Below are 23937 nucleotides of genomic sequence, written 5' to 3'. Positions count from 1 at the left end.
CCCTCCTTGCGAGTGTATGTAGCTCCAGCGTACGAGGTACCCGGCTGTAAACCTACGGAGAGTCAGCGCGCGGCGAGCGTGACGTCACCGCTGGTCGTGCCGGCGTCGATCGTGTGGCCGCCGTTCGGGTCGTTGCCGAGCGTGTTGTCGACCTCGCCGCTGTGCGTCTTGGCCTGCACCCGGTAGCCGCCGGCCGGCGCGGTCACCTCGATGTCGCCGCTGGTGCCCTTGGCCCGGACATCGGCCGCCTCGTCGAGCTCGAGTTGCAGATCACCGGAGGTGGTCTCGACGTTCACCGGGCCACCCTTGAGGTGCTTGGCCTCGATGTCGCCGGAGTTCGCCTTGATCTCGAGTTTGCCGGCCAGCCGGTCGATCTCGACGTCCCCCGACGTCAGGTCCAGCTTCACGTCGCCCGTCACGTCGATCAGCTTGACCGTGCCCGATCGCGAACTCGTGTCCACCCCACTGGCTCCGGTGACGGACAGGTCGCCACTGCCGTTCGAGCCGGTCACCTTCGTCCCGCGCGGCACGGTGACGACGAAGTCGGCCCGGCACTGCCAGCCGCAGTTGCCGTCGAGCTTCAGCGTCTCCCCGTCGACGTCGTACGCGTCGCCGTGCTTGACCAGCCAGTACGACCGCTTCTCCTCGACCGTCGTCTTGTCCACGTCGGCCACCTTGATGGTGACGTCGGCGTTCGGCGAGTCCAGCCGGACGACGGAGATCTTGTCGGTCACCTCGTGCGTGGTGTTCGAGTCCTTGTCCCCGAACGTCCACAACGCCATCCCGGCCCCCGCCACCAACAGCAGCGTCCCTACCTGCCTGACCGTAGCCATTGCCATCCACCTCTGCTCGTCCCCACCTGGTGGGCTCGACAGTAGGTCGGTACGACGGCAGCCCGGATCAGGCAGAACCCTCAGATACGCCCTGACACCCAGCTCAGGGACAGCACTGTCAGGACCGGTACTCACCCCGGCCCACAGCGGCCGGCAGGTCATCGGACAGCGCGCCGAAGAAGGTCCGCGCCCACAGGTCATCGCCATGCCAGTACGGCCCGTCGTCCCCGGGCAGCGAGGCCGGCGCCTTGCCACTCTTCAACGCCCGGCGGCAGTCCGCACACAACGGCAAGGTCAGCGTGGCGCCATCGGAGTCGACCTGAGTCGGACGTCCGGATGCCCTTCCGTGCAAGGGATTGAAAGCACACAGTGGCTGTACTACGCCAGGCTTGCGCCCGGCCGCGAGCGCCTGCGCGACGTCGTACTCACGCCGCCCCTGATCCAGCAACACCATCGCGCCGACCACGTCGACCAGGTCGCGCGAAGCGTCGAGCACCCGCCCGGCCGCGTCGTGGCAGTCCAGTGCGAGCTGCTGATGCCGCAGCCCCGCGCCGGCCACCGTCGGCAAGGCGGCCAGGTCCGATCCGAGTTTGGTGAGCTCGGCCGTGGTCTCAGTGGTCAACCGCCGCCGGCGCTCGGCGGCCACGGTTGCGGCGACGTGCGGCGGAATGCTGAAGGCCTTCTCCTTGCGGGGCGCCGCCGGACCACCTCGGCGCCGGAGACCGAGGATGAGGCCGAGCGCGACCATCAGCACGACAACGCCTCCGATGACGCCCAGGGCAATCGTCCCGCCCGACGTACCGCTCTCCTCATCAGCGGGCGATCCACCGTCGCTGGAGGTCGTGCGCGTCGGTTGAGGCAGCGCAGGACCGGCCAGCAGCTCGTAGAAGCGGGTCAGTACTTCCGTAGGCCCGGCGTCATAGCCCGTGTCGTCGAGCGCACGCTCCCGGGCCGGGTCGAGCTTGTCCTCGTCGAGTTGCGGGAGGTCCTTCGCCTCGTACCAGGGGAAGCGCCCACCACCGTCAACCACGACGTACAGGCCGGGTTTGCCGAGTGCGTCGGTGACCAGCGTGATGACGTTCGACTCCTTGCCCTGGAAGGCGTCGCTCGGCGTCAGCGGCAGGACGATCGTGTAGACCGGGTAGCCGAGCGCCTTGGCCTTCGCCCGTACTCCGGTCCGCATGGCCTCCGGCAGCGCCGGGGCGTAGGCCGGGTCGATGTAGAGCGGGTCCCTGGTCAGCGCTGTCGCGATCTCCTTCGCCCGCTCGGCCGGCGTCTGGCTGACAGCCGCCGTGGCGGGCAACGGCGCCGCTGCCAGCAGTAGGGCGAGCAGAACCACAAGGCGCTTCACGGCCGACCTCCACGTCGATGGGCGACCAGTGCCGCCAGTCCCAGTACGGGCAGGGCGAGGAGTGCCCCACCCAGTAGCCCGAGCGTCAGGCCGCCCAGGCTGTTGCCGATCGCCGACTTCACCGTGAACCGGTCGTCGTCATCGTCATAGCTCGCCTCCGGCTCGACCGGCAGTGCCGCGGTCCTGGCCGGGTCCTTGTCGTAGCGATCGTCGAACCGGACCGAGTCCAGGTAGTCGCCGACCCGGCCGGCCAAACTCTCGTCCTTGGTCGCGTACGTCGTCCCGTAGGTGCTCGCCGCGACCAGGTGAGTCGCACCGACCACCGTGTAGTCGTCCACGACCAGGTAGAGGCCCGGCTTCCCGTTGCTCACCGCGAGCCAGCCTGCCAGTCGTACGGTGTCGCCCTTCTCCTGGAACCAGGTCCCGGTCGGCAGCAGGGCGACATAGACCGGTACCTGCGCAGAGGCGACTCGTTCGACGACCCCTGTGGTGTCCACCGAGTTGTAGAGCGGATCGACGTACAGGGGAGTGCTCTTCCAGGCAGCGACCGCTGCTGCCACCCGCGGATCGGCAGGGACCTCGGCGGCGGCCGCAGGCACCGCAAACAGGAACAGACTCGCCAGCACCAACAGTCCGAAGCGTTTCACCGGTCACCCCGGCTGACGCGCTCTGTCAGGTCGTCTTCGAGGGCACCGAATCCGGTGGCCACCAGCGGCTGCTCCTTCGGGTTCAGGGTCCAGTAGGGCACGGCCTTCTGGTCCAGCCGCAGCAGGCCGGACTTCTTCCACACCAGGAACCCCCGCGGAGTCTCGCCACGCTCCAGCACCTTCGCGCAGCTCGCACAGGCCGGTACTTCGGTCTCATCGGACCAGGCCGCTTGGACGGTTCCCGGCTCGTGCAGTGGGTTGAAGAAGCACGGTGGGCGGACTCCGGCGCCACTTGCCGCCTCGTGCGCCTGCCGGGCCAGTACGAAGGCTCCGGCGGGCGCAGTGAGGTCGTCAGACTCGTCGGCACGCAACGTGCGAGCCGCTGCCAGCCGTGCACTGGCGTCGTCGCGCCGGTCCAGCAGTTCTGCAGGGACATCGGTGGTCTTGATCTGCGTTTCGAGGCGCTTGAGGGTCTTGCCCGCCCTGACGATCCACCGATCGGCCTTGCCCCGGACGGACCAGACGTTGACCGGACCGGTGAGGCCGCTCTGCGTACCGCGCTTGCGGGGCGCCGGCTGCTTCTCGCGGTGGCGCAGGGTGAGCACGATGACGAGGACGAAGCCGAGTACGCCGCCGACACCCAGCCCGATGAACGCGGCCCGGTCCTTCTTGTCCGTCGCCGAGAGCCCATCGTCGTACGTCCGCTCCTTCTCCAGGTCCCCCGCCGGGACCGGGGGCAACGCGCGCCCGTCGTACGCCGTCGCGGCCTGCTGGATCGTCCGGACGATGCGCGGAGCGGGCCGGTCGGTGACGATCTTGTTGTCCTGCTTGTCGTCGAGCTGTACGCCGGTGAGCGTGCGCCCCTTGAGACCGCCCGGCCGGATCAGCGTCTCGGCGCCGGCCCAGTAGTCGTCCGAGACGGTCCACACCAGGTACAGCCCGGGCTGCCCGACGCGCGCCTGCAGCAGGGTGGGTAGATCCAGCTCCCGCGTGTACGGCGTACGGGGCAGCAGCGCGATGTACACGGGAAAGGGGACCGTGCGGGTGGCGGCGCGGATCCGGTCCAGCTCGGACTTCTGGAAGCCGGGCCGCAACGCGTCGTACAGGTAGAGGCGGTCGGCCTTCCAGCCGGCGGCGATCGTATCCGGCAGCTCGGGTGGCGCTGCGTTGGCTGGGGACGGGGCGACGAACGCGAGGACGGCCAGGAGCGCGCCGAGGCGGGGGATTCGGGCGGACATCGCGCTCAGCCTACGACGGGTCGGGTGGTCCACCTCTGCACTGACGCGACTGTGGCCGTACCGGTTCCGGAATAGCCGCAGCCCTGGCTCGGACAGGGGAGACCGGGCCAGGGTTGCGGTACCGCAGGGCGAAACTCTTCCGTGAACCGAACGCCCTGGGCAGGGCAGATCCAGGGGCAGCAAGGGGCAGATGAAGGGCGACTCGCCGGACAGGAGGGGGTGCCGTCCGGTGAGTCGCCCCTCGGCTCAGAAGGCCGACTCGGGCAGGTCCATCACGTCGAGGTCGGTCAGCTCGGCTTTGATCCGCTCGGCGCGGACGGTCGGCATCGTCGACCGGACGAACCACTGCGCGGCGGCCAGCTTGCCGGTGTAGAAGTCCTGGTCGGCCGGCGACAGCTCGCCGCCGAGCTTGTCCAGCGCGACCTCGGCCTGCCGCAGCATCAGCCAGGAGCAGACGACGTCGCCGAGGACGTAGAGCAGCCGGGAGGTGTTCAGGCCGACCTTGTAGATGTTGCGCGGGTCGCCGTTCTCGGCCTGCGGGTTGCTCGACATCAGCGCCTGGCCCATCACGCCGAGGATCTTCTGGGTGTCCTCGAGGCCCTTGGCGAGCAGCCCGCGCTCTTCCTTCAGCCGGCCGTTGCCCGCCTCGGAGGCGACGAACGCCTGGATCTGCTCGGACAGGTGGCCGAGCGCCTGGCCCTGGTCCTTGATGATCTTGCGGAAGAACAGGTCCTGGCCCTGGATCGCGGTGGTGCCCTCGTACAGGGTGTCGATCTTGGCGTCGCGGACGTACTGCTCGATCGGGTAGTCCTGCAGGAAGCCGGAGCCACCGAAGGTCTGCAGCGACTCGGTGCCGAGCAGCGTCCAGGACTTCTCCGAGCCGTAGCCCTTGACCAGCGGCAGCAGCAGGTCGTTGACCCGCTCGGCCTCGGGGTCGTGCTCACCGGCGTACCGGGCCTGCTCCGCGCGGTCCTGGTACGTCGCGGTGAAGAGGACCAGTGCGCGCAGCGCCTCGGAGTACGCCTTCTGGGTGAGCAGCGAGCGCCGTACGTCGGGGTGGTGCGTGATCGTCACGCGGGGCGCGTCCTTGGCCGGGTTGGTCAGGTCTGCGCCCTGCACCCGCTCCTTGGCGTACTCGAGCGCGTTCAGGTACCCGGTCGAGAGGGTGGCGATCGCCTTGGTGCCGACCATCATCCGGGCGTACTCGATCACCTGGAACATCTGCGCGATGCCGTCGTGCACCTCGCCGAGCAGGTAGCCCTTCGCTGGGGTGTTCTCGCCGAAGGTGATCTCGCAGGTGGTGGAGACCTTGATGCCCATCTTCTTCTCGACGTTCGTGACGAAGGCGCCGTTGCGCTCACCCGTCAGCTCGCCGGTCTCCAGGTCGAAGTCGTACTTCGGCACGATGAAGAGGCTGAGCCCCTTGGTACCCGGGCCGCCGACTCCCTCGATCCCCTGCGGGCGGGCCAGCACCAGGTGCACGATGTTCTCGGTCATGTCGTGCTCGCCCGAGGTGATGAAGCGCTTGACGCCCTCGATGTGCCAGCTGCCGTCGTCCTGCAAGGTGGCCTTGGTCCGCCCGGCGCCGACGTCTGAGCCGGCGTCCGGCTCGGTCAGCACCATCGTGGCGCCCCAGCCGCGGTCGATCATGATCTGGGCGATCTTCTTGTCGCGCTCGGTGCCGTTGCGCCACAGCACGTGGGCGAAGTTCGGTCCGGCGGCGTAGATGTGCACGGCCGGGTTGGCGCCCAGCACCATCTCGGCGGCGGCCCAGCGCAGCGAGGGCGGGGTCGGCTGGCCACCGAGCTCGGGCGGCAGCTCGAGCTTCCACCACTCGGCGTCCATGTAGGCGTGGTAGCTCTTCTTGAACGCCTCCGGCATCCGCACCTCGTGGGTGGCCGGGTCGAACACCGGCGGGTTGCGGTCGGCGTCCTCGAACGATCCGGCCAGCTCGTTCTTGGCCAGCCGGTCGATCTCCGACAGCACCTCACGGGCGGTGTCCACGTCCATCTCGGCGTACGGGCCCTGACCGAGCACCTCACCGCGCCCGAGCACCTCGAGCAGGTTGAACTCGATGTCCCGCAGATTCGACTTGTAGTGGCTCACAGGGTTCCCCTACCTATATCCGGCGCTTTACTCACGAGTAACTTAAGTATATACCGACCAGTAACGAACGCAAAGCAGATTGACTGTGAGCCATGCCGACCACGCTGATCTACGAGACGCACGCCACCACGCTGGACAACGAGCAGGGCATCGCCACTGGCTGGCTGCCGGGGGAACTGTCCGCAGCGGGCCGGCAGGAGGCGGTCGAGCTGGGCGTGCGGCGGCAGGGGGTCGATGTGGTCTTCAGTTCCGACCTGCGCCGCGCCGTCCAGACGGTTGAGCTGGCTGGGCTCGATGCGCCGCACTTCGTCGACTGGCGGTTGCGGGAGTGCAACTACGGGAAGCTCAACGGCCGGCCGCGGCCGGAGCTGGAGCCCAGGCGCGAGCGGGTGGATACGCCGTTCCCTGATGGGCAGAGCTATCGCGAGGTGGTCGAGTCGACAGAGTCGTTCCTGAGTGACATCAAGCGTCTGTACGCCGGTGCGCAGGTACTGATAGTCGCGCACTCGGCCAACAGGTGGGCGTTGCAGCACCTGTTGGCCGAGGAGTCGCTGGAGGAACTGGTGGCTGCGCCGTTCGACTGGCAGCCGGGCTGGATCTACGGGGTGTAGACGGTGTTGCTGCCGTAGAGCTTCTGGGTGATGGCGGACAGGTAGGTGGCGGTGTTGGACTCAGTGAGGTTGTACGTGAGGAAGACGCCGTAGCCCTCGGACACCGTGCGCTGGGCCAGGCTGACGGCGGTGCTCTGGCTGGTGGCCGTGTACGAGATGGCTGCGGGGGAGAGCTTGGACTTGGAGCTCGGGCCGCTCGGGACGCTCCAGGTGCCGTAGTACGGGTTCCAGGCGTAGTTGAACGTCTCCCGGATGCTCTGGGTGCCACTCACCAGCCGGTCGGAGGCCGGGCCGATGTCGTACAGGGTGATGAGCTTGTTCGGGAGCTTGGCGCGCAGTGCCTGGACCAGCCAGATGAACGAGTCGGCGTTCGGCTGACCGGTGCCGTTGTTGCCGTACTCGACGTACTCGTCGTCGAAGTCGATCCCGTCCAGGCCGTAGCGGTTGACCGCGTCGGCCAGCTCCTGGGCGAACGCCTCGGCGGCCGCCTTGGTCGGGAAGTTCGCGAACCCGGCGCCCTGGTGGTTGCCGAGGATCGAGAGCAGGACCTTGATGCCCTTCTGCTGCAGCGGGCGGACCTGGGTGGCGACGTTGTTCAGCACGTTCGTCACCTGCGGGTTGAAGAACAGGTACGCCTTCTTCGTGCTGGTGTTGTAGTTGATGTTCGCCGCGAAGATCACCGCGACGTCGATCACCTGCGCGCCACCGTTCGCCAGCTTGTACTTGCCGGCGCTCAGCATGCTGTGGTCGTTCACCTCGATGTAGGCGACCGTGACCGGCCCGGTCTTGGCCGCGGCACGGCACTCGGTGGTCGCGCTGGCCTCGGCGGGGAGGGCCGCGCCGGTCGCGGCGACGGCGGAGGTCGCCGCGAGGCCGGACAGCAGGTTTCGTCTACTGATGTTCGCTGGACTCATCGATCAGCTCCTGGTGGAGGGCGGGCGGATGATCGCTAAACCGGTATAGCGGATCGATCCTCAACCGGAGCGGACGATGTGTCAAGGCATCACAGCGGACAGTGATGGGAAGGGTGGCCCGGGACGGCTGCCGAAGGAGAATGATGAGCAGCGCGTGCTGGCCAACCTGGGGTTCGCCACCTGCTCCAGTCCGAGGACGCTCGAATGCGGCCAAGGGGGCCGCGGTCTTCGTGGCGGGACTCGTCGTCGGGTTGATGGCTGGGCCGGGACCGGCCATGCTGGCAGAGATGTTCCCCACCAGAGCGCGGTACAGCGGACTCGGACTCGCCTATTCGCTGTCGAATGCCACCTGCGCGGTCTCCGTGATCGCCCTCCTGACGCTCCGCGGCGACACCCACCGACGTGAGTTGCGCGACTGATGCGGGTCATCGGCCTGATGTCGGGTACGTCGTACGACGCGATCGACGCCGCGGCGGCCGATCTGCGGATCGAGGACGGGCAGCTCGTGCTGACCCCATTGGGCCTGCTGAGTCAGTCTTATCCGCCCGAGTTGCAGGCGGAGCTGACCGCATCGTTGCCGCCAGCAACGACAACGCTGGAGCAGGTCTGCCGGCTCGACACCGGGATCGGGCAGGCTTTCGCCGCCGTGGCTGTTCAGGCGGTCGAGCAGCTGTGCGGTGGGCATGCCGACTTGATCGTGTCGCACGGGCAGACCGCCTTTCATTGGGTGGACGAGGGCAAGGTGCGTGGCACGCTGCAGCTCGGCCAGCCCGCTTGGATCGCCGAGGCGACCGGTACTGCCGTCGTCTCCGACCTGCGGACCCGCGACGTCGCCGCCGGTGGGCAGGGCGCGCCGCTGGTCAGCATCGTGGACGTCCTGTGGCTGCGCGGCCGCCCCGGTGCGCCGGTCGCCCTCAACCTCGGCGGGATCGCCAACATCACCGTCGTCCCGGCTGTGGATGACCCGATCGCCTTCGACACCGGCCCGGCCAACGCGCTGATCGATGCGGTCGTCCGGGAGGTCACCGCCGGTGAGCTCACCTTCGACGCAGATGGGGTGATGGCCGGGCGGGGACAGATCCACCCAGAGCTGTTCGACCGGCTGCTGGCCGAGCCGTACTACGCGCGTCCCGCGCCGAAGAGCACCGGCAAGGAGCTGTTCCATCTCGGCTACCTGGCTGAGGCGATGACCGGGCTTCCCCCGGTCGAACCGGACGACCTGGTCGCCACGGTGACCGCGTTGACGGCACGGACGGTGGCGGACGCAGTACGCGCCCACGGCGGGACAGAGGTCATCGCGGCCGGAGGTGGGATCCGCAACCCGGTGCTGATGCATCTGCTGGCGGAGGAGCTTCGTGGCGTGCCGCTGCTGGCTACTGACGAGCTGGGGATGCCGTCGGCGGCCAAGGAGGCATATGCGTTCGCAGTACTGGGCTTCCTTACAGTGAATGGGCTGGGTGGGACTGTGCCGAGCTGTACCGGGGCACGGCACACCAGTGTGCTCGGGTCGATCACGCCGGGGGCTGGGCCGCTGCCGGTGTCGCCACGGCCCAAGTGGGCGCCAGTGGGGTTGCGCCTTGACCCGGGCGTCGTGTGACGATCCAGCGGTGATCAAGGCTCAGGAGATCGTCGTTGACGGGCGGCCGGCGTTGCTGACCGTGCCTACCGAGGTACCGGTCCGGTCTGGAGTTGTCGCGCTGCACGGTTCCAGCAGCTCGTCGTACCGGCAGCCGATCTTCGAGCACCTTGCTGCGACGCTGGCGCCGCTGGGGGTCGCGGTACTGGCCTTTGAGCGGGCGCCCTGGCCGTATGACGACGTGGACATCCCGTACGGCGTACAGGCTGCGGGTGCTGTCGCTGCGTATCAACAGTTGAAGGCGCACTACGACGTACCGGTCGGGTTTTGGGGAGTGAGCCAGGGGACGTGGGTGGCCGCGCTCGCTGCGCAGCAGTTGCCGGAGACGGCGTTCCTGTTGCTGCTTGGGTGTGCGGGGGTGAGCCCTGCCGAGCAGATGCGGCATGCGACGGAGCTATCGGTGCGGCGGGCCGGGTATGGGGATGAGGCCGTCGCTGGGGCGCTGGAGATCCGGGACGAGGTGGCTGAGCTACTGCGCGGCAAGGGGCGGGGTGAGGTCGCACGGGACTCGGCGGAGCGGGTAGCTGTGGATGAGCTGTTGCAGCGGCGGTCGGGCGAGCCGTGGTTCGACCTGGCCGGGATCCCGGTGGATCTGGGCGATGAGCTGCCGGTGTGGCATGAGATCGACTTCGAGTCGGAGCCGCTCTACGCGACGGTGGGGTGCCCAGTGCTGCTGATGCATGGCGAGGACGAGGCCAACCTGCCGGTACCGGAGACGCTGGAGGTCTGGCGTCGTGCTGCCGCCGCGTCGGGCAACAGCCGCGTGGAGAGCGTCCGGATCCCAGGGGTCGGCCACTGGCCGGGTACGCCGGATCGCTCGGTGGAGGGGATCAGCGAGGACTACAGCGCGATCCTGCGCGACTGGTTCACTCGTTGACCCAGGCAAGGATCAGCCGGGCGGACTCCTCGGGCGTGCCGTCACCCGGTACCGACCGGGGAACCAGCTTGCGCAGCTCGACTGCGTCCGCGAGGGCGTCGGCGATCTGCTCGTCCGACCAGCCGCGCTCGGTCAGCCGCTTGCGGCGGATGACGTCGGGGCAGTCGAGGTGCAGCCAGCGACCCTCAGGCAGCTCGGTGGGGACGCAGGGAGTGAGCAGCAGCACCGAGGTGCCGGAGCGGCGGATGAGTTCGGTGATGCGCAGCCACAACGCGTTGTACGCGTGCCATTTCGGCGCGGCGGACTTGTCGGCGATGAGGATCCCGAGCACCCGGCCGTCGTCGTCGAGCAGCTCGTCCATGTCCATCACCACGAGCCGGCCCGAGCGCAGCCGCAGCAACTCCGGGATCACCGTCGACTTGCCCGCGCCCGGTGCGCCGGTCACCACGAACAACCTCGTCACGCCCCCATTTTCACCTTTCCCGTCAATCCTCGGCAGGTTGACCTTCAGGTTGGTCGAAGACCCAGGATCGGCGGCATGACAGACGAGCTGCTGACGATCAGCGCCTTCGCCCGCCAGGTCGGGCTGACCCCGAGCGCGCTGCGCTTCTACGACGACTGCGGGCTGCTCCGGCCGGCCTCCGTGGACGAGCAGAACGGGTACCGGTACTACGCCCCGTCGCAGGAGGCACGGGCCGCGTTACTCCGCGATCTGCGCGAGATCGACCTGCCGCTGGCGGAGGTACGGGTGGTGTTGGACGAGGGGGCGGCGGCGGGGGTGGCCGTCGTACAGGCGCATCTCAAGACGGTGGAGGGGAAGGCCGAGGCGGCTCGGCGGGCCACTGCGCGGATCCTCGCGTCGCTGCCGGCTGTGCCGTATGAGTGCGCGGTCACGCTGGGCGGGGCTGAGCTGGCTTCGGCGATCAGGCAGGTTGCTGCCGCTGCGGCCTCGACCGATGAGATCCCGGCGCTCGCATGTGTCTTCCTGGAGCTTGGTGAGGACGAGGTGGCGGTGGTGGCGACCGACCGCTACAGGTTGTCCGTACGGAAGCTTCAGCCGCTCGGGTTCGCCGGGTACCCACGCAACCTGCTGGTCAGGGCGCCTGAGCTGACTGCGCTGGCCCGGTGGGTCGGTGCTGCCGTCGAGGTGCGGCTGGAGACGGGGCCGGGCGGTACTGCGCTGGTCATTGACGGGGAGTCCCGGGTGGTACCGGTAGTGGACGAGGAGTTCCCGGCGTACCAGTCGATCCTCGACGGACTTACCCCGCCCGCGTGCCGGGTGGTGGTGGACCGGCAGCAGTTCCTCGCAGTGCTGACCGGTGAGACGGTTGCCCTCGACATCGACTCGGGCAAAGTCACGGTGACGGCAGTGGAGCCCGGCGGGTACGCGCGGGGCGAGTTGCTGGGGGTGCTGGAAGGCATTGGGTCGGGTGCTGTGCAGCTCGGCTTCTCTGCCTCGCTGCTGGCGGCCGCGCTGAGCGTCAGCGTCGGGCCGGACGTCTTGCTGGAGCTGTCTGCCGTGGACCGGCCGGTAGTGGTCCGTTCGGCCGACCAGGGGACGTTCACCACGCTGGTGATGCCGACCCGCCTCGACGGGTGACCCGGGCCTTCTACGGCTGGCTGGCAGGCGCGACCTTCTCGACCTTCGGAGACGCGACGCTGTTCTTCGCCCTTGGCTGGGCAGCGTCGGCCCTCGGCCCACACGTCACCGGACTGGTCCTGACCGGCTACACCCTGCCCAGAGCCGTACTACTGCTCGCCGGCGGCGTTCTAGGCGATCGCTGGGGCGCGCGCCGCGTACTACTCACCTGCTACTTCCTACTAGCCTCCCTGACTCTCCTACTCGCCGCAGCCTTCAGCCTGACCGGTACTACGGCCGCGCTGCTACTACTGACAGCCGGAGTCATCGGCACGGTCGACGCCTTCGCCCTACCCGCAGCGGGCGCCTTCCCGCGCCTCTTCGCCGATGACGCAAGCCTGTCCAAGGCCATGGCTTTGCGCACCTCAACCCAACAGGTCGTCACCCTGGCGGCCGGCCCACTCGGCGGCCTCCTGGTCGCCGCCGCAGGCCTCGTCGGCGCCCTGGTGATCGACGGCCTGACCTTCTTGATCGCCTTCGCCTGCCTGCTGGCCATCAGACCACCACTCACGATCGACGCGACTCCAGGCGGGTCGGTGGTGAAGGAGGCCCTCGACGGCATCCGCCTCGCCTGGTCCGAGCCAGTAATCCGCGCACTGCTGTTGACCGTCGGCCTGACAGCCGCCTTCGTGCTGCCGGTGACATCGCTCTGCGTCCCACTCCTCGCGCGCTCACAGGGCTGGCCGGCATCGCAGGCAGGGCTGATCGTCGGGGCGACAGTGGTCGGCAGCCTGCTCGTCACGCTGGTCGTCGCACGGCTGGGTGGGTTCGCTCTTCCGGGCGCTGCAGCGGCACTCGGGTGCCTGGTGGCTGCGGGAGGCATCACGGGCCTTGCGCTGTCGTCAGTCGGCTACGCCGCGGTGCTGTCTGGGTTCGTCCAAGGGATCGGAGTCGGCCTCTTCACTTCACACCTGGCACCGCTGTTCGTCGCCAGTACGCCGCGCTCCTACCTGACCCGACTGCAGTCCTTGCTGTCGCTGGCCCAGACGCTTCCCCTGATCGCCTCCATGAACCTGCTGGGCGGCCTGGCGACGGCCGGTCCGCGGATCGCAGTACTGACTTGCGCGGCCGGCACCGCCCTCGCAGGCGCGACCCTGCTGACCGCGAGAAGCGTCCGGACCGCGGTAGTAGGAGTACCTTGAGACATCGGAGTCGGTGGCGCCTCAAGGTCGAGCGCGCCTTTGAACCTCCGGTGTGACGAGGCGATGTACATGTCGTTACCCCTGTTTCTGCCGTCTGCTCAGCTCACGCCATCCGCCCACGGCCCGGCTGAGCCGTTGCGGCTCCGGCCGTCCGACATCACGCTCGGCGTCATCTTCGCCGAGCTGAACGCAGCCCGGTCGGCGAACCAGGTCGAGCGTGGCGCTCCCCGGATCGGCGCGGTCGGCGGTCCTCGTGCCGACCGCCTGCTGCAGAGTCTGGAGGCCTGTGCGGCCGCCCTGGCCGAGCGCAACCTGCCGATCCCACCGCCGATCCGCGACGAGCTACGCCTCCGCCGAGCCCTCTACGCTCCCCGCGGCCGCAACTAGCCGGTACTAGACCAAGGCGGCTGCCAAGGCGCCGGCGGCCGTCGCAGGAACATCTGTCTACTCCGTCGTGTAGGGCGAGAGCAGCAGATCGAGCTGGTCCCGCAGGAAGTCGGTGAGGGAGTCCCAGCCGGTCACGGCCCACACCTGCAGGGCGCCGGTGAAACAGACCAGGGTGAGCCGGGCCAGAGCCGGGATGTCGACGTCCGGCTTGAGTTCGCCCGCCTCCTGCGCCGCGGTCAGCAGCCGGGCGGAGCTGTCGACGATGGCGGCCGTGTACGCCAGCGCATGCGCCCGGAACTCGGGGTCGGCGACATCCAGCTGGACGAACCCGAGCCCGTTGCCGAGCTCCCCACGGTGCTTGATGTGCGCCACGCCCGACAGCGCGAAGTCGCGCAGGGTGGCGAGCGGGGAGGTGTTCCTGGCCTCCGCCTCATCGACCGCCCGGAGCACCATCAGCGGAGACCGGGCCGCCGAGGCGAGCAGCAGCCCGCGCTTCGACCCGAACCGCTGCATCAGGGTCGGTGGAGCGAGCCCGATCCGGGCGCCGACCGCTGCCAGCGTGAGCCTGGCCGGGCCCAGTTCGGCCAGCACCTGACGGGTCGCGTCCAGGATCGCGTCGTCGCTGATCAGCCGGGGTCTGGCCACGGGAACTCCCTCCCGAGGGTTTGCGAATGAGCATTCACTAACTCCGGGAACAGTAACAGATCGGTGTCGGAGCAGTTATCGGATTACGGCCGGCCCTCCGTCCAGGGCCGAATTGTCGTTCCAACGGGGAGTACTGTCATGCGTTTCGCCCGCATCGCCTTGGGCCTCTTGGTGGCTCTGGTGGGACTGTTGGTGACTGCGGTCGGAGGCGCCGCGGCGTTCTGGCTGGTCGGTCCCGACAACACCGTCGGCACCGGCGAGCAGTCGCTGGTGAGCAAGGGGCTGGCGGTGATGACCGCGCCCGACCTGATCGACCGGCACGGCCCGACGCTGCACCTCACCGCGGCGGCCGCCAAGCCGGTCTTCGTCGGGATCGGGCAGGACATCGACGTCGCCAGCTACCTCAGCCGCTCGCAGTACACGCGGTTGATCCGGTTCGAGCTGCCGTCGTCGTTCGATCGCCAGGAGATGACCGGCCAGGCCGCGGCACTGACCGCGCCGGCCGGGCTGGACTGGTGGACGGTCAAGGCGAGCGGCGACGGCAAGCAGTCGATCGCCTGGCCGATCGTCGACGGCCGGTACGACGTGGTCGTGATGAACGCCGACGGATCGCCCGGCGTCGACGCGAAGGTGACCTTCGGGGTCGAGATCGACGGCCTGTTCGGCAGTTGCCTGATGGTGTTCGGCGGCGGGCTGCTGCTGTTGTTCGTCGGCCTGCTGCTGATGTTCGTCCGGCGCCGCCGGCAACCGCTCCCGCCGGTCCCGGTCGTCACTCCGCTGAACCTCCAGCCGGTGATGCCCTACAGCCCACCGAAGGCGTCGTCCCAGCCCAGCTCGGTGCGCCGGGCGGTCGGGGTCGCGTCGTTGGTGTTGCTCACGGCAACCGGTTGCACGGCGATCCCGCCGAAGAACGTCAGCCAGGAACTGAACACCAAGCCGGCCGTCACGCTGGCCGACGGCCAGGCCGTCCTCGACCGGTACGCCGAGGTCCGGGCGCGGGTGAACCAGACCCGCGACGCCAGGCTGGACGAGACGATCGAGGCCGGTGCGCGGCTGCGGCAGTCGCGCGCGGCCGCCTTCATCGGCCGCAAGCTCGATCCCGCGGCCACGAACCCGGACGCGGCCGACAGCTACGAGGACATCGAGATCGGCGCGCCCGAGTTCGCGGCGTACCCGATGCGGTTCGTCAGCACGGCGACCCTGTCCACCGACCTGCTGCGCAAACAGCTCGCGGTGTGGGAGCGAGGCAACGCCGGGGCGCCGTGGCTGCTGACCCACGCCGTCTTCCCGCTCACCGCGGCGAACCTGCCGCCGATGGACGGTCTGCGGACGCCGGACAAGGCTGACATGGCGAAGCTGCCGTTGCTCCCGCAGGCGGCCGGCGCCGACCTCGCCCGGTATCTGTCGGAGGGACCGACCTCCAAGCAGGCGGCACGCTTCGCCGTTTCGGCCGACGTGAGCCAGTTGCTCGCCAATCGTGGCAAGGAGATCCGGACCCAGGTCGCGAAGGACTACATCTCGACGGTCACCGACACCTTCCGGCCGGACGGCCAGCCGACCGTCTTCATCGCGTCGAACGGCGAGGCGCTGGTGTTCGTCAACCTGACCGAGCAGTTCCTGCAGCAGGTCGAGCCCGGCAACTACGCCAACTGGACCAGCGGCGCGGTCTCGGCGTACAGCAAGAACGTCAAGTACTACCAAACCCTCCGTCAGGACTATCTCCATGAGGTCGCCTTGGTCATCCCACCCACCGGCAAGCCGCGCGTCCTTGCGATCCACACCCAGGTCGTCGGCGGCGGGGGGAGCTGAGATGCGCTATCTGGCAAGACAGTCGGCGATCGGCGCGCTGCGGCGTGGCCGGTCGATCCAGCAGTTCCTCGGGCCCGCGACCGGGTTCGAGCTGCCCGGCATCCGGTACGTCGAGATCCGGCCGGCCGGGAAGTACGAGCTCTATCTGTACTGCGCCGAGGACCTCGGCCATGACCAGTTCTTCGAGGTCGGCGAGTTCCCGTCGCTGGAGCCGAGGGAGGAGGACGGGTTCGGGCGGTTGATCGCCCGCACCGACGAGCCCGAGGTCGTGCTGGAGCTGGCGAAGCGGCTGGTGGGCGCGGCGACGGACCGCTGGGCGAATGTCGGGCTGATCGACGCGGAGTACGCCGACTACCTCAGTGCCGGCCGTCCGGCGGATGCTGCTCTGGACGGGTTCCGCTGGCCGGCCGAGGCTGATCCACCGAGCCTGGTCAGCGAAGGAATGTGGCGCTGATCGTCCGGCCGTAGGTCTGGTAGGTGTCGTAGGTCAGGCGGGTGCCGGTGGGGGTGTGACGGAGCTCGACGCCCGGGCCGTCGGCTTTGGTCAGCCAGCGGCCGAGGACTGTGACGGTGATGGTGGGGCGTCTGGTGGTGGGGTCGGCGACGGCGATGGTGGTGGTGCCGGCTCGGCGTTGGGTGAGGAAGGATGCTGGGCCGTCGAGCGTGTAGTTGAGGACTTGGTGGCGGCCGGGGGTGAAGGTGTTGGCGGCCGTGAGGTCCAGCGTGGGGTGGTGGATCGCCTGCAGGCGTGGGGTGTTGGCGAGCAAGTGGACCCGGCCGCGGTAGGAGCGCAGGGTGGCTTCGGTGGCGTGGGGGATGAGGGCGTAGGCCAGGGATGCGCGTCGCGGCGTCTCGTGGGTGAGGGTGAAGACCTGCTTGGTGACCTGGATGTCTGGGTTCGCAGTGCGGATGATGCGGCGGCTGCGGGTGACCTGCTCCAGGCCGACAGCGACAGTGGTCGGCTGGAGGAGGTAGTAGCCGAGTGCAGTGCCTGCGGTGGTGTTGGCGTAGCGGAGCCAGGTGAGGTCGGCTTGGCCCGGACCGGACCACGGGCGGCCGTTGCGGAGTACGCCGGTCACTTGTACTGCGTCAGTCGGCGCGGCGATCCGGGCGTCGAGCGAGGTGGTGACAGCGCGGCCGGCAGCATCGCCGACGCCGGCAGCCAGTACGACGATCTCCTCGTCCAGCAGGAACCATGACTTGGTCGCCTCGGCGTTGCGGTAGGTGACGAAGTCGTCCGGGAGTCGCATGCGGTCGGCATAGGCCTGGTCGCTCGACTGGACCCAGCCTGCGGCTCCATAGGCGCCCAGCGTCGCGCCACCGGAGTACTGGTTGGTGCCGACGGGGAAGTAGACGTACTTGTTCTGCAGCTCCGACGACGGGGTGAAGTCGGGTGGGCTGTCGTAGTACGCCGTCCCGTAGAGCTCAGGGATCGACTTGCGCTGCTCCACTGGAGCAGTGACGCCGGCAAGCCCGTACGGCGACACGGTGGTCAGGTAGTCGACGCCATACGCCTGGGTCTGGTCCTGGCCGCTCAGGTACAGGTAGTAGGCGCCGTCGCCTTGGAACCACGGCATCAGGTTCTCGCCGCTCATGTACTCGTACTTGCTGATCCGGTCGGAGCTCCGGGCCAGCGCGAACGCGTACCCGGGCCGCCGATGCACGGTCCGGTCCATCGAGTTGAACGCGACCGAACTCTCCGCCGGATTGAGGTCGGTCGGTCTGATGTTGCTATCGGCAACGATATCGGCGAAGCGGGCGATGCTCACCGGCGAGACGAAGCTGTTCGGGTTGAGCGTCGGCCGGGCGGTGAACTTCACGTAGCCGCGCAGCCGGGCGGCATCGGCGGCCGCGGCGTAGTCGGCGAGGTCGACGATCGCCTCGACGACGACCGCGACGTCGTCGTAGCCGGTCGCGGGTCGCGAGATCGCCCGGCCCTTGACGATCTCCATCATCCAGCCCTCGAAGATCAGCGGCGCGAACCCGTGCTCGACCCAGCCCTGCACGACCTTCACCAGTTCGCCCGTCGACGCGTAGTCGGTGCCGTCGAGCGTCTTCACCGTCTGGACGACGCGGGTCAGCAGGCCTTTGCCGTAGGAGCCCGTGTACGCGACCGAGGCGTGCTGGATGAACGAGCCGTCCGCGTAGTACCCGTCCGTGACGCCGTGCTGCAGGTGGTACGGATCGATCGTCGCGAAGACGGTGAACTGGTCCTGCAACGCCTTCCGGATCCGGGCGTCGTCATCGAGCAGCGCGCCCTGCAGGATCCGGTTGGCGGTGATGTCGGCGAGGTTCGCGCCGGTGTGGAAGCGCGAGTCCAGGTCGACGTCGCCGTTCTTGCCGTTGCGCAGGTAGGCGTCCATCGTGGCGACGTACGTCGTGATCAGCTCGGCCGGCGCATCGAGCAGGGCGAGGGTCCTCCCGGCGTACTGCGAGATGCCGATCTCCCAGGTGAACCAGTTGCCGTAGTACCCCTTCAACTGGTCGCCGTAGTAGTTGGCATGCAGCCAGCGCAGCTTGTCGAGCACCCTCGCCTGTACTGCGGTGTTGCCCTGCAACTCGGATGCCGGGCCTCGTCGCCGGGTGGCGAGCGCGATCTCGTACAAGTGCTGGAACGACGCGCTGAGGTTGGGGTCGCTCGTGCCGAGAGGGAGACCGGCGAAGAGCTCGCCGGGTTGGGCCCGGTCCATCGCAGCCAGCCAGGTGCGGGCGGTCTGGTCGATGGCGGTGAGCTTCGCCTTGACCTCGGGGCGCGCGTTCGATTCCGGCGTACCGGTGAAGATCGCGATCGTGTTGGCGAGCAGCTTTGCTGCTTCGGAGGTGGTGTCCGCGTGGGCTGGTGCCGGGTTGACCGCGGTCAGCAGGGCGGCGGCGGGGACGAAAGACAGCAGGCGGCGACGGGTGATCTGCACTGGTACTCCCGGGCGAAGGGGAAAAACCTCACGCCGCGAGTCAATCAGGAGAAAGTTAGTTACGGCAACCGCTTACCGGTGTATGCTTTAGATGAAATTTAAACTTCATGAGAGGTGGGCTCAGGTGTCGTCAGTACTGATCGTCGGAGGAAGCGGTGGCCTCGGCCGGGAGATCGCCCGGTACTACGCAAAGCGCGGCGACTCCGTCGTGGTCACCAGCCGGTCGGCCGAGCGGGCCGAGCAGGCCGCCGGCGAGATCGGCGGCGACACCCGCGGGCTGGCCGTCGACCTGGCCGAGCCGGAGACGATCGAGAAGGCGCTGGCCGACGTCGGCGAGGTGGATCATCTGGTGATCACCGCGATCGAGCAGTACGGCAACACGGTCAAGGACTTCAGCATCGCCGACGCCGTGAAGGCCTCGACGGTGAAGCTGGTCGGCTACACCGAGGTAGCACGGGTGCTGCACGATCGCTTCCGCCCGGGCGCCTCGATCGTGCTGTTCGGCGGCCTCGGCAAGCTCCGTCCGTACCCGGGTTCGACGATGATCACCGCGACCAACAGCGCGGTCTCCGGCGTGATGCGCACCCTCGCCGTCGAGCTCGCCCCCGTCCGCGTCAACGCCCTCCACCCCGGCGTCGTCGGCGACAGCCCCACGTGGGCCGACCGCGACCACTCGCTCATCTCCGCCCGCACCCCCACCGGCCGCCCCACCACCACCGCCGAGGTGGTCGACGCCGTCGACTTCCTCCTCCGCAACGGCGCCGCCAACGCCATCGACCTCCACCTCGACGGCGGCATCCGCGTCGCCTGACCACCAACCGCCGGGCACAGCCGTCCAGGGTCACCGCCGGACACGGTGCTGCGCACGCCCCGCGGGGGAGGGCGTGCGCGGGGGACCTAGCTCTTCCACCAGGGGGTGGTTGGGGTGGTGCGGAGGGTGTTGGTGGCGCAGTGGAGTTCGCCCTCGGAGACGTGGACCGAGGTCAGGTCGTTGGCGTAGGTGACGTGGTAGCCGATGGAGGCGAAAGACTTGGTGATGGCGGTGGCGAAGATGTCTTTGCCGTTGAGGATGGGGCCGTAGGTTTTGGGGGCTACGTAGCGGCCGGCGTTGAGGACAAGGCCGTTGACCGTGCCGGGGATCTCGGCGACGGCGTCGCGCATCGCGTGGAGCTGGGCGGTCAGCTTCTCCTTCTCGGGACCGTCCGGAGTCGACCGGATCTGCGTTTCGAGCATGCCGTAGTCGAGGCCGCGGGCGGTGTAGAGGGCGGGGATCCGGAGGATGTCGGCATCGGTCAGGCCGTGCTGCCGCAGGACGGACAGGTTGGCGGCGATCTTCGAGGCCGCGAGCTCGTTGGTGCCGACGAACTGCTCGTCAGCCAGGAACTCGTTCGTCGTTCGCTGGTCGATCCGCTCGTCATACGGCCACTCCAGCTTCGGCAGCCCACCGTGCATGATCTCGCCGCCATGCCTGGCCTTGACCACATCGCGCAGCAGTCGAAGCCCGGCGGCCGGATCGGCCACCACGGCCTTCCAGCCACGCGGGCTTCCTGGCACCGGTACGAACTGCACGAACTCATCGACGTGCCCGATCGACAGCCACGACGTGTCGACGTCGATCGGATCCTGCACGCCCTGCGATTTCAGCAGCGTCATCATCTCGGTCGCCGGCCCGGTCTGGTGACCGTCGCCGCCGATCACGATCTGACCGTTCGGGTGCCCAGGTGTCGACGGCATCGTCTCGAGGTTGCCCATCGAGTCATAGCTGTCGTTCTCGAAGGGATCCAGTACCGGCACGTGCTCGGTATGCACCGCCGCGACGTCAGGCCCGGCCAGCTCGGTGAAGATCACCCGCGACCCGACCCGGCGGCTGTCGTTGACCGACCCGAGCAGCACCTTCATGCTCTGCTGCCGGCCACCGGGACCAGGCATCGACATGGAGGCCGGCTCGAAGATGTCCTGCGTCCACGAGTCACCGCTCTGGTCGAGAACCTTGAAGGATGCACCCGACGCCTGAGCTTGCGACCGGACGATCTCCTGCCACTCCTTCGTCTCGGGGTCATCACTCAAAGACGAGTAGACCTGCTCCAGCCGCTGCGTGTTGAGCTGCGTCAGTACCGGCGCTTCCTTCAGCGTCACCCGGTTGGTCGCAGTCTTGCCGCCCGTCGTCACGGTCAGCGTCACGTCGACGCGTCCGTCCCAGACGGCCGCGTCGCGGATGATGTCCCTGCCCTCGATGCCCAGCTCGATCCCGTGCCGCAGCTCGTCGGCGGTCAGCCGGGTATCCGGCCCGACCAGCTGCCAGCCCTGCGGTCGCTTGACGAACAAGTGCACCCGATCGGCCTGGCTCACTGTGAGCTGCCCGATGGCGTCCTTCGGCGCGAGGACCCACGGCGCGACCTGGATCCGGGCCAGGTCCTTGGCGTCCTGGGCTCCGTTCACCACCGTGTCGGCCGCGTCGTTGCAGGCGGCCATCTCGCGGTCGGCCAGGTTCTGCTCCTTCTGGTGCGCCTTGACGAGCAACTGATACAACCGCTCGCCCTCCGCCTTGTCCGGCAGCGCCGCCAGCTCCTCCTTCTTCTTGTAGAACGCCTCGTCGTTGGCCGCCTCGCGATCGACCGCCGCGGCCGCGATCTTGCGGGCCGGCGCCTGGCACCGGCCGGCGTCATCGTCGAGGTTGGCCAGGAACAGGGCTGGGTGACTGGTCAGCAGTCGCGCGTACGGCGTACCGGCGGCTGCGGCGGGCGCGACCGCTCCGCCGAGCACTCCAGCGGTCACCGCACCCACCAGCAGCAGGTTGCGAGCAAGGGGACTTCTCATCCGAACGGATCCTCCACAGCCGGGAAAAGGTCGGCTCCAGACTCCCGATCCGATGTCGGCAAGTTGTCAGGAAAGTGTCCTTCTTCGGTCCCCGGGCGAAGTGAGACGCAACACGCGGGGCGTGATGAGGCCGACACCGACATGACTGACCGGTAACCAACCAATAACATCGCTGGTATGCAGATCCTCGCCATCGTCGTCTCGCTCGCGATCGCCGCTGTCGGCGTCGCGCTGTTCGGCAAGACGATCGGGCACATCATCAGCGTGATCAAGCTCGGTCAGCCGGCCTCGCGGACCGACCACCCGGGTCAGCGCACCGCGACGCTGGCCAAGGAGTCGCTGCTGCACACCCGGATGCTGCAGTGGAGCCACATCGGCGTGCTGCACTGGTTCGTCGCGTTCGGCTTCATCGGGCTGTTCCTCAGCCTGGTGACCGCGTTCGGGCAGCTGTTCAGCGCGCACTGGGTGCTGCCGGTGATCGGCCACTGGTTCGTCTTCGAGTGGGCCAGTGAGTTCCTCAGCTGGACCGGCCTGGTCTCGATCATCGGCCTGATGGCGATCCGGCTGCGCAACCTGCCGCGCGGCGAGAAGGGCCGGTACTCCCGGTTCTTCGGCTCGCGCGCCTGGCAGGCGTACTACGTCGAGTACACGATCCTCGGCGTGCTGGTCTGCATCCTGTTGCTGCGCGGGCTGGAGTACCAGCTGACGGGCGCCTCGAAGTTCCACTTCCCGAGCACCTTCTTCATCGGTACCGGGCTGTTCGGCGGGCTGAGCGAGCACGGGCTGGAGAACGCGATCTACCTGGTCGCGATGGTGAAGATCCTGATCTCGTTCGCCTGGATGATCACCATCTCGCTGAACGCCACGATGGGCGTCGCCTGGCACCGGTTCACCGCCTGGCCGAACATCTGGTTCAAGCGCAAGGCCGACGGTGGCACGGCGCTCGGGGCGCTGCAGCCGATCATGGTCAAGGGCGAGCCGATCGACTTCGAGAACATCGAGGAACTCGACGAGGACGCCGCGCTCGGCGTCGGCAAGGTCGAGGACTTCACCTGGAAGGGCCTGCTCGACTTCACCACCTGTACCGAGTGCGGCCGCTGCCAGTCGCAGTGCCCGGCCTGGAACACCGACAAGCCGCTGTCGCCGAAGCTCGTGGTGATGAACCTGCGTGAGCACGCCTACGCCAAGGCGCCGTACCTGCTGGCGTCCTCCGACGACGAGCGCAAGTCGCTGCCGGAGCTGGTGCTGGCCGAGCAGGAGCGGCCGCTGGTCGGCCCCGCTGACGTCGCCGTGATCGACGAGGAAGCCCTCTGGGCCTGTACTTCGTGCGGCGCGTGCGTGCAGCAGTGCCCGGTCGACATCGAGCACGTCGACGCGATCATGGACATGCGCCGGTACCAGGTACTGATCGAGTCGTCGTTCCCGTCCGAGCTCAACGGGCTGTTCAAGGGCCTGGAGAACAAGGGCAACCCGTGGAACATGAACCCGTCCGGCCGGATGGACTGGGCCAAGGGGCTGCCGTTCGAGGTCAAGACGGTCGGTACCGACGTCGAGACGCTGGCCGAGGTCGAGTACCTGTTCTGGGTCGGGTGCGCGGGCGCCTTCGAGGATCGGGCGAAGAAGACGACGCAGGCTGTCGCCGAGTTGCTGAACATCGCGGGGGTGTCGTTCGCAGTACTGGGTGATGGCGAGACCTGCACCGGCGACCCGGCGCGGCGGGCGGGCAACGAGTTCGTCTTCCAGCAGTTGGCGATGCAGAACGCCGAGGTGTTCAAGGAGACCGGCGCGAAGAAGGTCGTCTCCACCTGCGCGCACTGCTTCAACACGCTGAAGAACGAGTACTCCCAGCTCGGCGTCGAGCTCGACGTCATCCACCACACGCAGCTGCTCAACCGGCTCGTCCGGGAGGGCAAGCTGACTCCGGTCGCGCCGGCCGACAGCTCGCTCAACGGGCAGAAGATCACCTACCACGACCCGTGCTACCTGGGCCGGCACAACCAGGTGTACGACGCTCCGCGCGAGTTGCTCGAGATCATCCCGGGCGCCGAGTTCGCCGAGATGCCGCGGAACCAGACGAAGTCGTTCTGCTGCGGCGCGGGTGGAGCGCGGATGTGGATGGAGGAGAAGACCGGCAGCCGGATCAACCTGAACCGGACCACCGAGGCGGTCGAGACCGGCGCGGACAAGATCGCCACCGGCTGCCCGTTCTGCCGGGTGATGCTGTCCGACGGCCTGACCGCCAAGCAGGCCGACGGCTCGGCCCGCGAGTCCGTCGAGGTCCAGGACGTGGCCCAGCTCCTCCTCGCCTCGGTCAAACGCGGCTGACCTCAGCACCTGCGCCGGCCTCCACCACCGCGATTTTCTTGCAGTTCA

21 protein-coding genes are annotated in these 23937 nt (G+C 68.3%); 11 read left to right on the top strand and 10 right to left on the bottom strand.

Features of this window, described 5'->3' with window-relative positions; translation table 11 throughout:
• Positions 1 to 62: 62 nt before the first annotated feature.
• From ACIA12_RS19265 to ACIA12_RS19245, 5 genes are all read right to left on the bottom strand, one after another.
• Positions 63 to 833, bottom strand: coding sequence for a DUF4097 family beta strand repeat-containing protein (locus tag ACIA12_RS19265; RefSeq protein ID WP_396368369.1), 771 nt, complete (start codon positions 831 to 833; stop codon positions 63 to 65).
• 118 nt (positions 834 to 951) lie between these two features.
• Positions 952 to 2184, bottom strand: a complete 1233-nt coding sequence (locus ACIA12_RS19260; protein ID WP_396368368.1) for a hypothetical protein — start codon at positions 2182 to 2184, stop codon at positions 952 to 954.
• Complete coding sequence (locus tag ACIA12_RS19255) at positions 2181 to 2831, bottom strand: hypothetical protein (protein ID WP_396368367.1); 651 nt, start codon at positions 2829 to 2831, stop codon at positions 2181 to 2183. The genes ACIA12_RS19260 and ACIA12_RS19255 overlap by 4 nt, the downstream gene beginning before the upstream one ends.
• Complete coding sequence (locus ACIA12_RS19250) at positions 2828 to 4069, bottom strand: hypothetical protein (RefSeq protein WP_396368366.1); 1242 nt, start codon at positions 4067 to 4069, stop codon at positions 2828 to 2830. The genes ACIA12_RS19255 and ACIA12_RS19250 overlap by 4 nt, the downstream gene beginning before the upstream one ends.
• A gap of 246 nt (positions 4070 to 4315) precedes the next feature.
• Positions 4316 to 6175, bottom strand: coding sequence for an acyl-CoA dehydrogenase (locus ACIA12_RS19245; RefSeq protein ID WP_396368365.1), 1860 nt, complete (start codon positions 6173 to 6175; stop codon positions 4316 to 4318).
• A gap of 92 nt (positions 6176 to 6267) precedes the next feature.
• Here ACIA12_RS19245 and ACIA12_RS19240 point away from each other — a divergent pair, with 92 nt between their 5' ends.
• Positions 6268 to 6786 carry a histidine phosphatase family protein gene (locus ACIA12_RS19240; RefSeq protein WP_396368364.1) on the top strand — a complete coding sequence of 173 codons (519 nt, stop codon included), beginning with the start codon at positions 6268 to 6270 and terminating at the stop codon, positions 6784 to 6786.
• Here ACIA12_RS19240 and ACIA12_RS19235 read toward each other — a convergent pair.
• A complete protein-coding gene (locus ACIA12_RS19235; protein WP_396368363.1) occupies positions 6774 to 7700 on the bottom strand; it encodes an endo-beta-N-acetylglucosaminidase H in 927 nt (308 codons plus the stop codon). The two genes, ACIA12_RS19240 and ACIA12_RS19235, sit on opposite strands and share 13 nt — an antisense overlap.
• 230 nt (positions 7701 to 7930) lie before the next feature.
• Here ACIA12_RS19235 and ACIA12_RS19230 point away from each other — a divergent pair, with 230 nt between their 5' ends.
• From ACIA12_RS19230 to ACIA12_RS19220, 3 genes are read left to right on the top strand one after another with little or no spacing between them, the layout of a single operon-like run.
• Positions 7931 to 8119: a hypothetical protein gene (locus ACIA12_RS19230; protein WP_396368362.1), complete on the top strand. Its 189-nt coding sequence runs from the start codon at positions 7931 to 7933 to the stop codon at positions 8117 to 8119.
• A complete protein-coding gene (locus ACIA12_RS19225; protein ID WP_396368361.1) occupies positions 8119 to 9297 on the top strand; it encodes an anhydro-N-acetylmuramic acid kinase in 1179 nt (392 codons plus the stop codon). The genes ACIA12_RS19230 and ACIA12_RS19225 overlap by 1 nt, the downstream gene beginning before the upstream one ends.
• A 10-nt stretch (positions 9298 to 9307) precedes the next feature.
• The gene (locus tag ACIA12_RS19220) at positions 9308 to 10213 is read left to right on the top strand and encodes an alpha/beta hydrolase family protein (RefSeq protein WP_396368360.1); all 906 of its coding nucleotides are present in this window, start codon (positions 9308 to 9310) and stop codon (positions 10211 to 10213) included.
• Here the strand turns inward: ACIA12_RS19220 and ACIA12_RS19215 are convergent.
• Positions 10203 to 10676, bottom strand: coding sequence for an AAA family ATPase (locus tag ACIA12_RS19215; RefSeq protein WP_396368359.1), 474 nt, complete (start codon positions 10674 to 10676; stop codon positions 10203 to 10205). The genes ACIA12_RS19220 and ACIA12_RS19215 overlap by 11 nt on opposite strands.
• Before the next feature lie 75 nt (positions 10677 to 10751).
• Between ACIA12_RS19215 and ACIA12_RS19210 the strand changes: the two genes are divergently transcribed.
• The 3 genes from ACIA12_RS19210 to ACIA12_RS19200 all read left to right on the top strand — a co-directional run bounded on the left by ACIA12_RS19210 (position 10752) and on the right by ACIA12_RS19200 (position 13381).
• Positions 10752 to 11813: a MerR family transcriptional regulator gene (locus tag ACIA12_RS19210; RefSeq protein ID WP_396368358.1), complete on the top strand. Its 1062-nt coding sequence runs from the start codon at positions 10752 to 10754 to the stop codon at positions 11811 to 11813.
• Entirely contained in the window at positions 11810 to 12994 is a 1185-nt protein-coding gene (locus ACIA12_RS19205) for an MFS transporter (protein WP_396368357.1), read from the top strand. The genes ACIA12_RS19210 and ACIA12_RS19205 overlap by 4 nt, the downstream gene beginning before the upstream one ends.
• Positions 12995 to 13063: 69 nt before the next feature.
• Complete coding sequence (locus ACIA12_RS19200) at positions 13064 to 13381, top strand: hypothetical protein (RefSeq protein ID WP_396368356.1); 318 nt, start codon at positions 13064 to 13066, stop codon at positions 13379 to 13381.
• A 57-nt stretch (positions 13382 to 13438) separates the two neighbouring features.
• Here the strand turns inward: ACIA12_RS19200 and ACIA12_RS19195 are convergent, their stop codons facing one another.
• Positions 13439 to 14026: a TetR/AcrR family transcriptional regulator gene (locus ACIA12_RS19195; RefSeq protein WP_396368355.1), complete on the bottom strand. Its 588-nt coding sequence runs from the start codon at positions 14024 to 14026 to the stop codon at positions 13439 to 13441.
• A gap of 138 nt (positions 14027 to 14164) precedes the next feature.
• Here ACIA12_RS19195 and ACIA12_RS19190 point away from each other — a divergent pair, with 138 nt between their 5' ends.
• Both ACIA12_RS19190 and ACIA12_RS19185 read left to right on the top strand, forming a co-directional pair.
• The gene (locus ACIA12_RS19190) at positions 14165 to 15835 is read left to right on the top strand and encodes a hypothetical protein (protein WP_396368354.1); all 1671 of its coding nucleotides are present in this window, start codon (positions 14165 to 14167) and stop codon (positions 15833 to 15835) included.
• A gap of 1 nt (position 15836) precedes the next feature.
• Positions 15837 to 16289, top strand: a complete 453-nt coding sequence (locus ACIA12_RS19185) for a hypothetical protein (protein ID WP_396368353.1) — start codon at positions 15837 to 15839, stop codon at positions 16287 to 16289.
• On the opposite strand, the gene ACIA12_RS19180 is transcribed toward ACIA12_RS19185, so the two are convergent.
• Positions 16267 to 18747: a polysaccharide lyase family 8 super-sandwich domain-containing protein gene (locus ACIA12_RS19180; RefSeq protein ID WP_396368352.1), complete on the bottom strand. Its 2481-nt coding sequence runs from the start codon at positions 18745 to 18747 to the stop codon at positions 16267 to 16269. The two genes, ACIA12_RS19185 and ACIA12_RS19180, sit on opposite strands and share 23 nt — an antisense overlap.
• A 124-nt stretch (positions 18748 to 18871) precedes the next feature.
• On the opposite strand from ACIA12_RS19180, the gene ACIA12_RS19175 reads away from it, so the two are divergent.
• On the top strand, positions 18872 to 19558 hold the full coding sequence (locus ACIA12_RS19175) for an SDR family oxidoreductase (protein WP_396368351.1): 687 nt from the start codon (positions 18872 to 18874) through the stop codon (positions 19556 to 19558).
• 86 nt (positions 19559 to 19644) lie between these two features.
• Here the strand turns inward: ACIA12_RS19175 and ACIA12_RS19170 are convergent, their stop codons facing one another.
• On the bottom strand, positions 19645 to 21564 hold the full coding sequence (locus tag ACIA12_RS19170) for a protein-arginine deiminase family protein (protein WP_396368350.1): 1920 nt from the start codon (positions 21562 to 21564) through the stop codon (positions 19645 to 19647).
• A gap of 177 nt (positions 21565 to 21741) precedes the next feature.
• Between ACIA12_RS19170 and ACIA12_RS19165 the strand changes: the two genes are divergently transcribed.
• Positions 21742 to 23889, top strand: coding sequence for a (Fe-S)-binding protein (locus ACIA12_RS19165; RefSeq protein ID WP_396368349.1), 2148 nt, complete (start codon positions 21742 to 21744; stop codon positions 23887 to 23889).
• Positions 23890 to 23937 lie beyond the last annotated feature (48 nt).

This window comes from Kribbella sp. NPDC051620 (assembly GCF_044453825.1).
GTDB lineage: Bacteria > Actinomycetota > Actinomycetes > Propionibacteriales > Kribbellaceae > Kribbella.
Note: the sequence above shows the minus strand (reverse complement) of the source record. Positions and strands in the feature narration are given on the sequence as shown.

Excerpts from the sequence above, each read along its gene's own strand:
- ACIA12_RS19265 (WP_396368369.1), bottom strand. The coding sequence starts at position 833 with ATGGCTACGGTCAGGCAGGTAGGGACGCTGCTGTTGGTGGCGGGGGCC.
- ACIA12_RS19250 (WP_396368366.1), bottom strand. The coding sequence starts at position 4,069 with ATGTCCGCCCGAATCCCCCGCCTCGGCGCGCTCCTGGCCGTCCTCGCG.
- ACIA12_RS19240 (WP_396368364.1), top strand. The coding sequence starts at position 6,268 with ATGCCGACCACGCTGATCTACGAGACGCACGCCACCACGCTGGACAAC.
- ACIA12_RS19235 (WP_396368363.1), bottom strand. The coding sequence starts at position 7,700 with ATGAGTCCAGCGAACATCAGTAGACGAAACCTGCTGTCCGGCCTCGCG.
- ACIA12_RS19225 (WP_396368361.1), top strand. The coding sequence starts at position 8,119 with ATGCGGGTCATCGGCCTGATGTCGGGTACGTCGTACGACGCGATCGAC.
- ACIA12_RS19210 (WP_396368358.1), top strand. The coding sequence starts at position 10,752 with ATGACAGACGAGCTGCTGACGATCAGCGCCTTCGCCCGCCAGGTCGGG.
- ACIA12_RS19200 (WP_396368356.1), top strand. The coding sequence starts at position 13,064 with ATGTCGTTACCCCTGTTTCTGCCGTCTGCTCAGCTCACGCCATCCGCC.
- ACIA12_RS19190 (WP_396368354.1), top strand. The coding sequence starts at position 14,165 with ATGCGTTTCGCCCGCATCGCCTTGGGCCTCTTGGTGGCTCTGGTGGGA.
- ACIA12_RS19185 (WP_396368353.1), top strand. The coding sequence starts at position 15,837 with ATGCGCTATCTGGCAAGACAGTCGGCGATCGGCGCGCTGCGGCGTGGC.
- ACIA12_RS19170 (WP_396368350.1), bottom strand. The coding sequence starts at position 21,564 with ATGAGAAGTCCCCTTGCTCGCAACCTGCTGCTGGTGGGTGCGGTGACC.
- ACIA12_RS19165 (WP_396368349.1), top strand. The coding sequence starts at position 21,742 with ATGCAGATCCTCGCCATCGTCGTCTCGCTCGCGATCGCCGCTGTCGGC.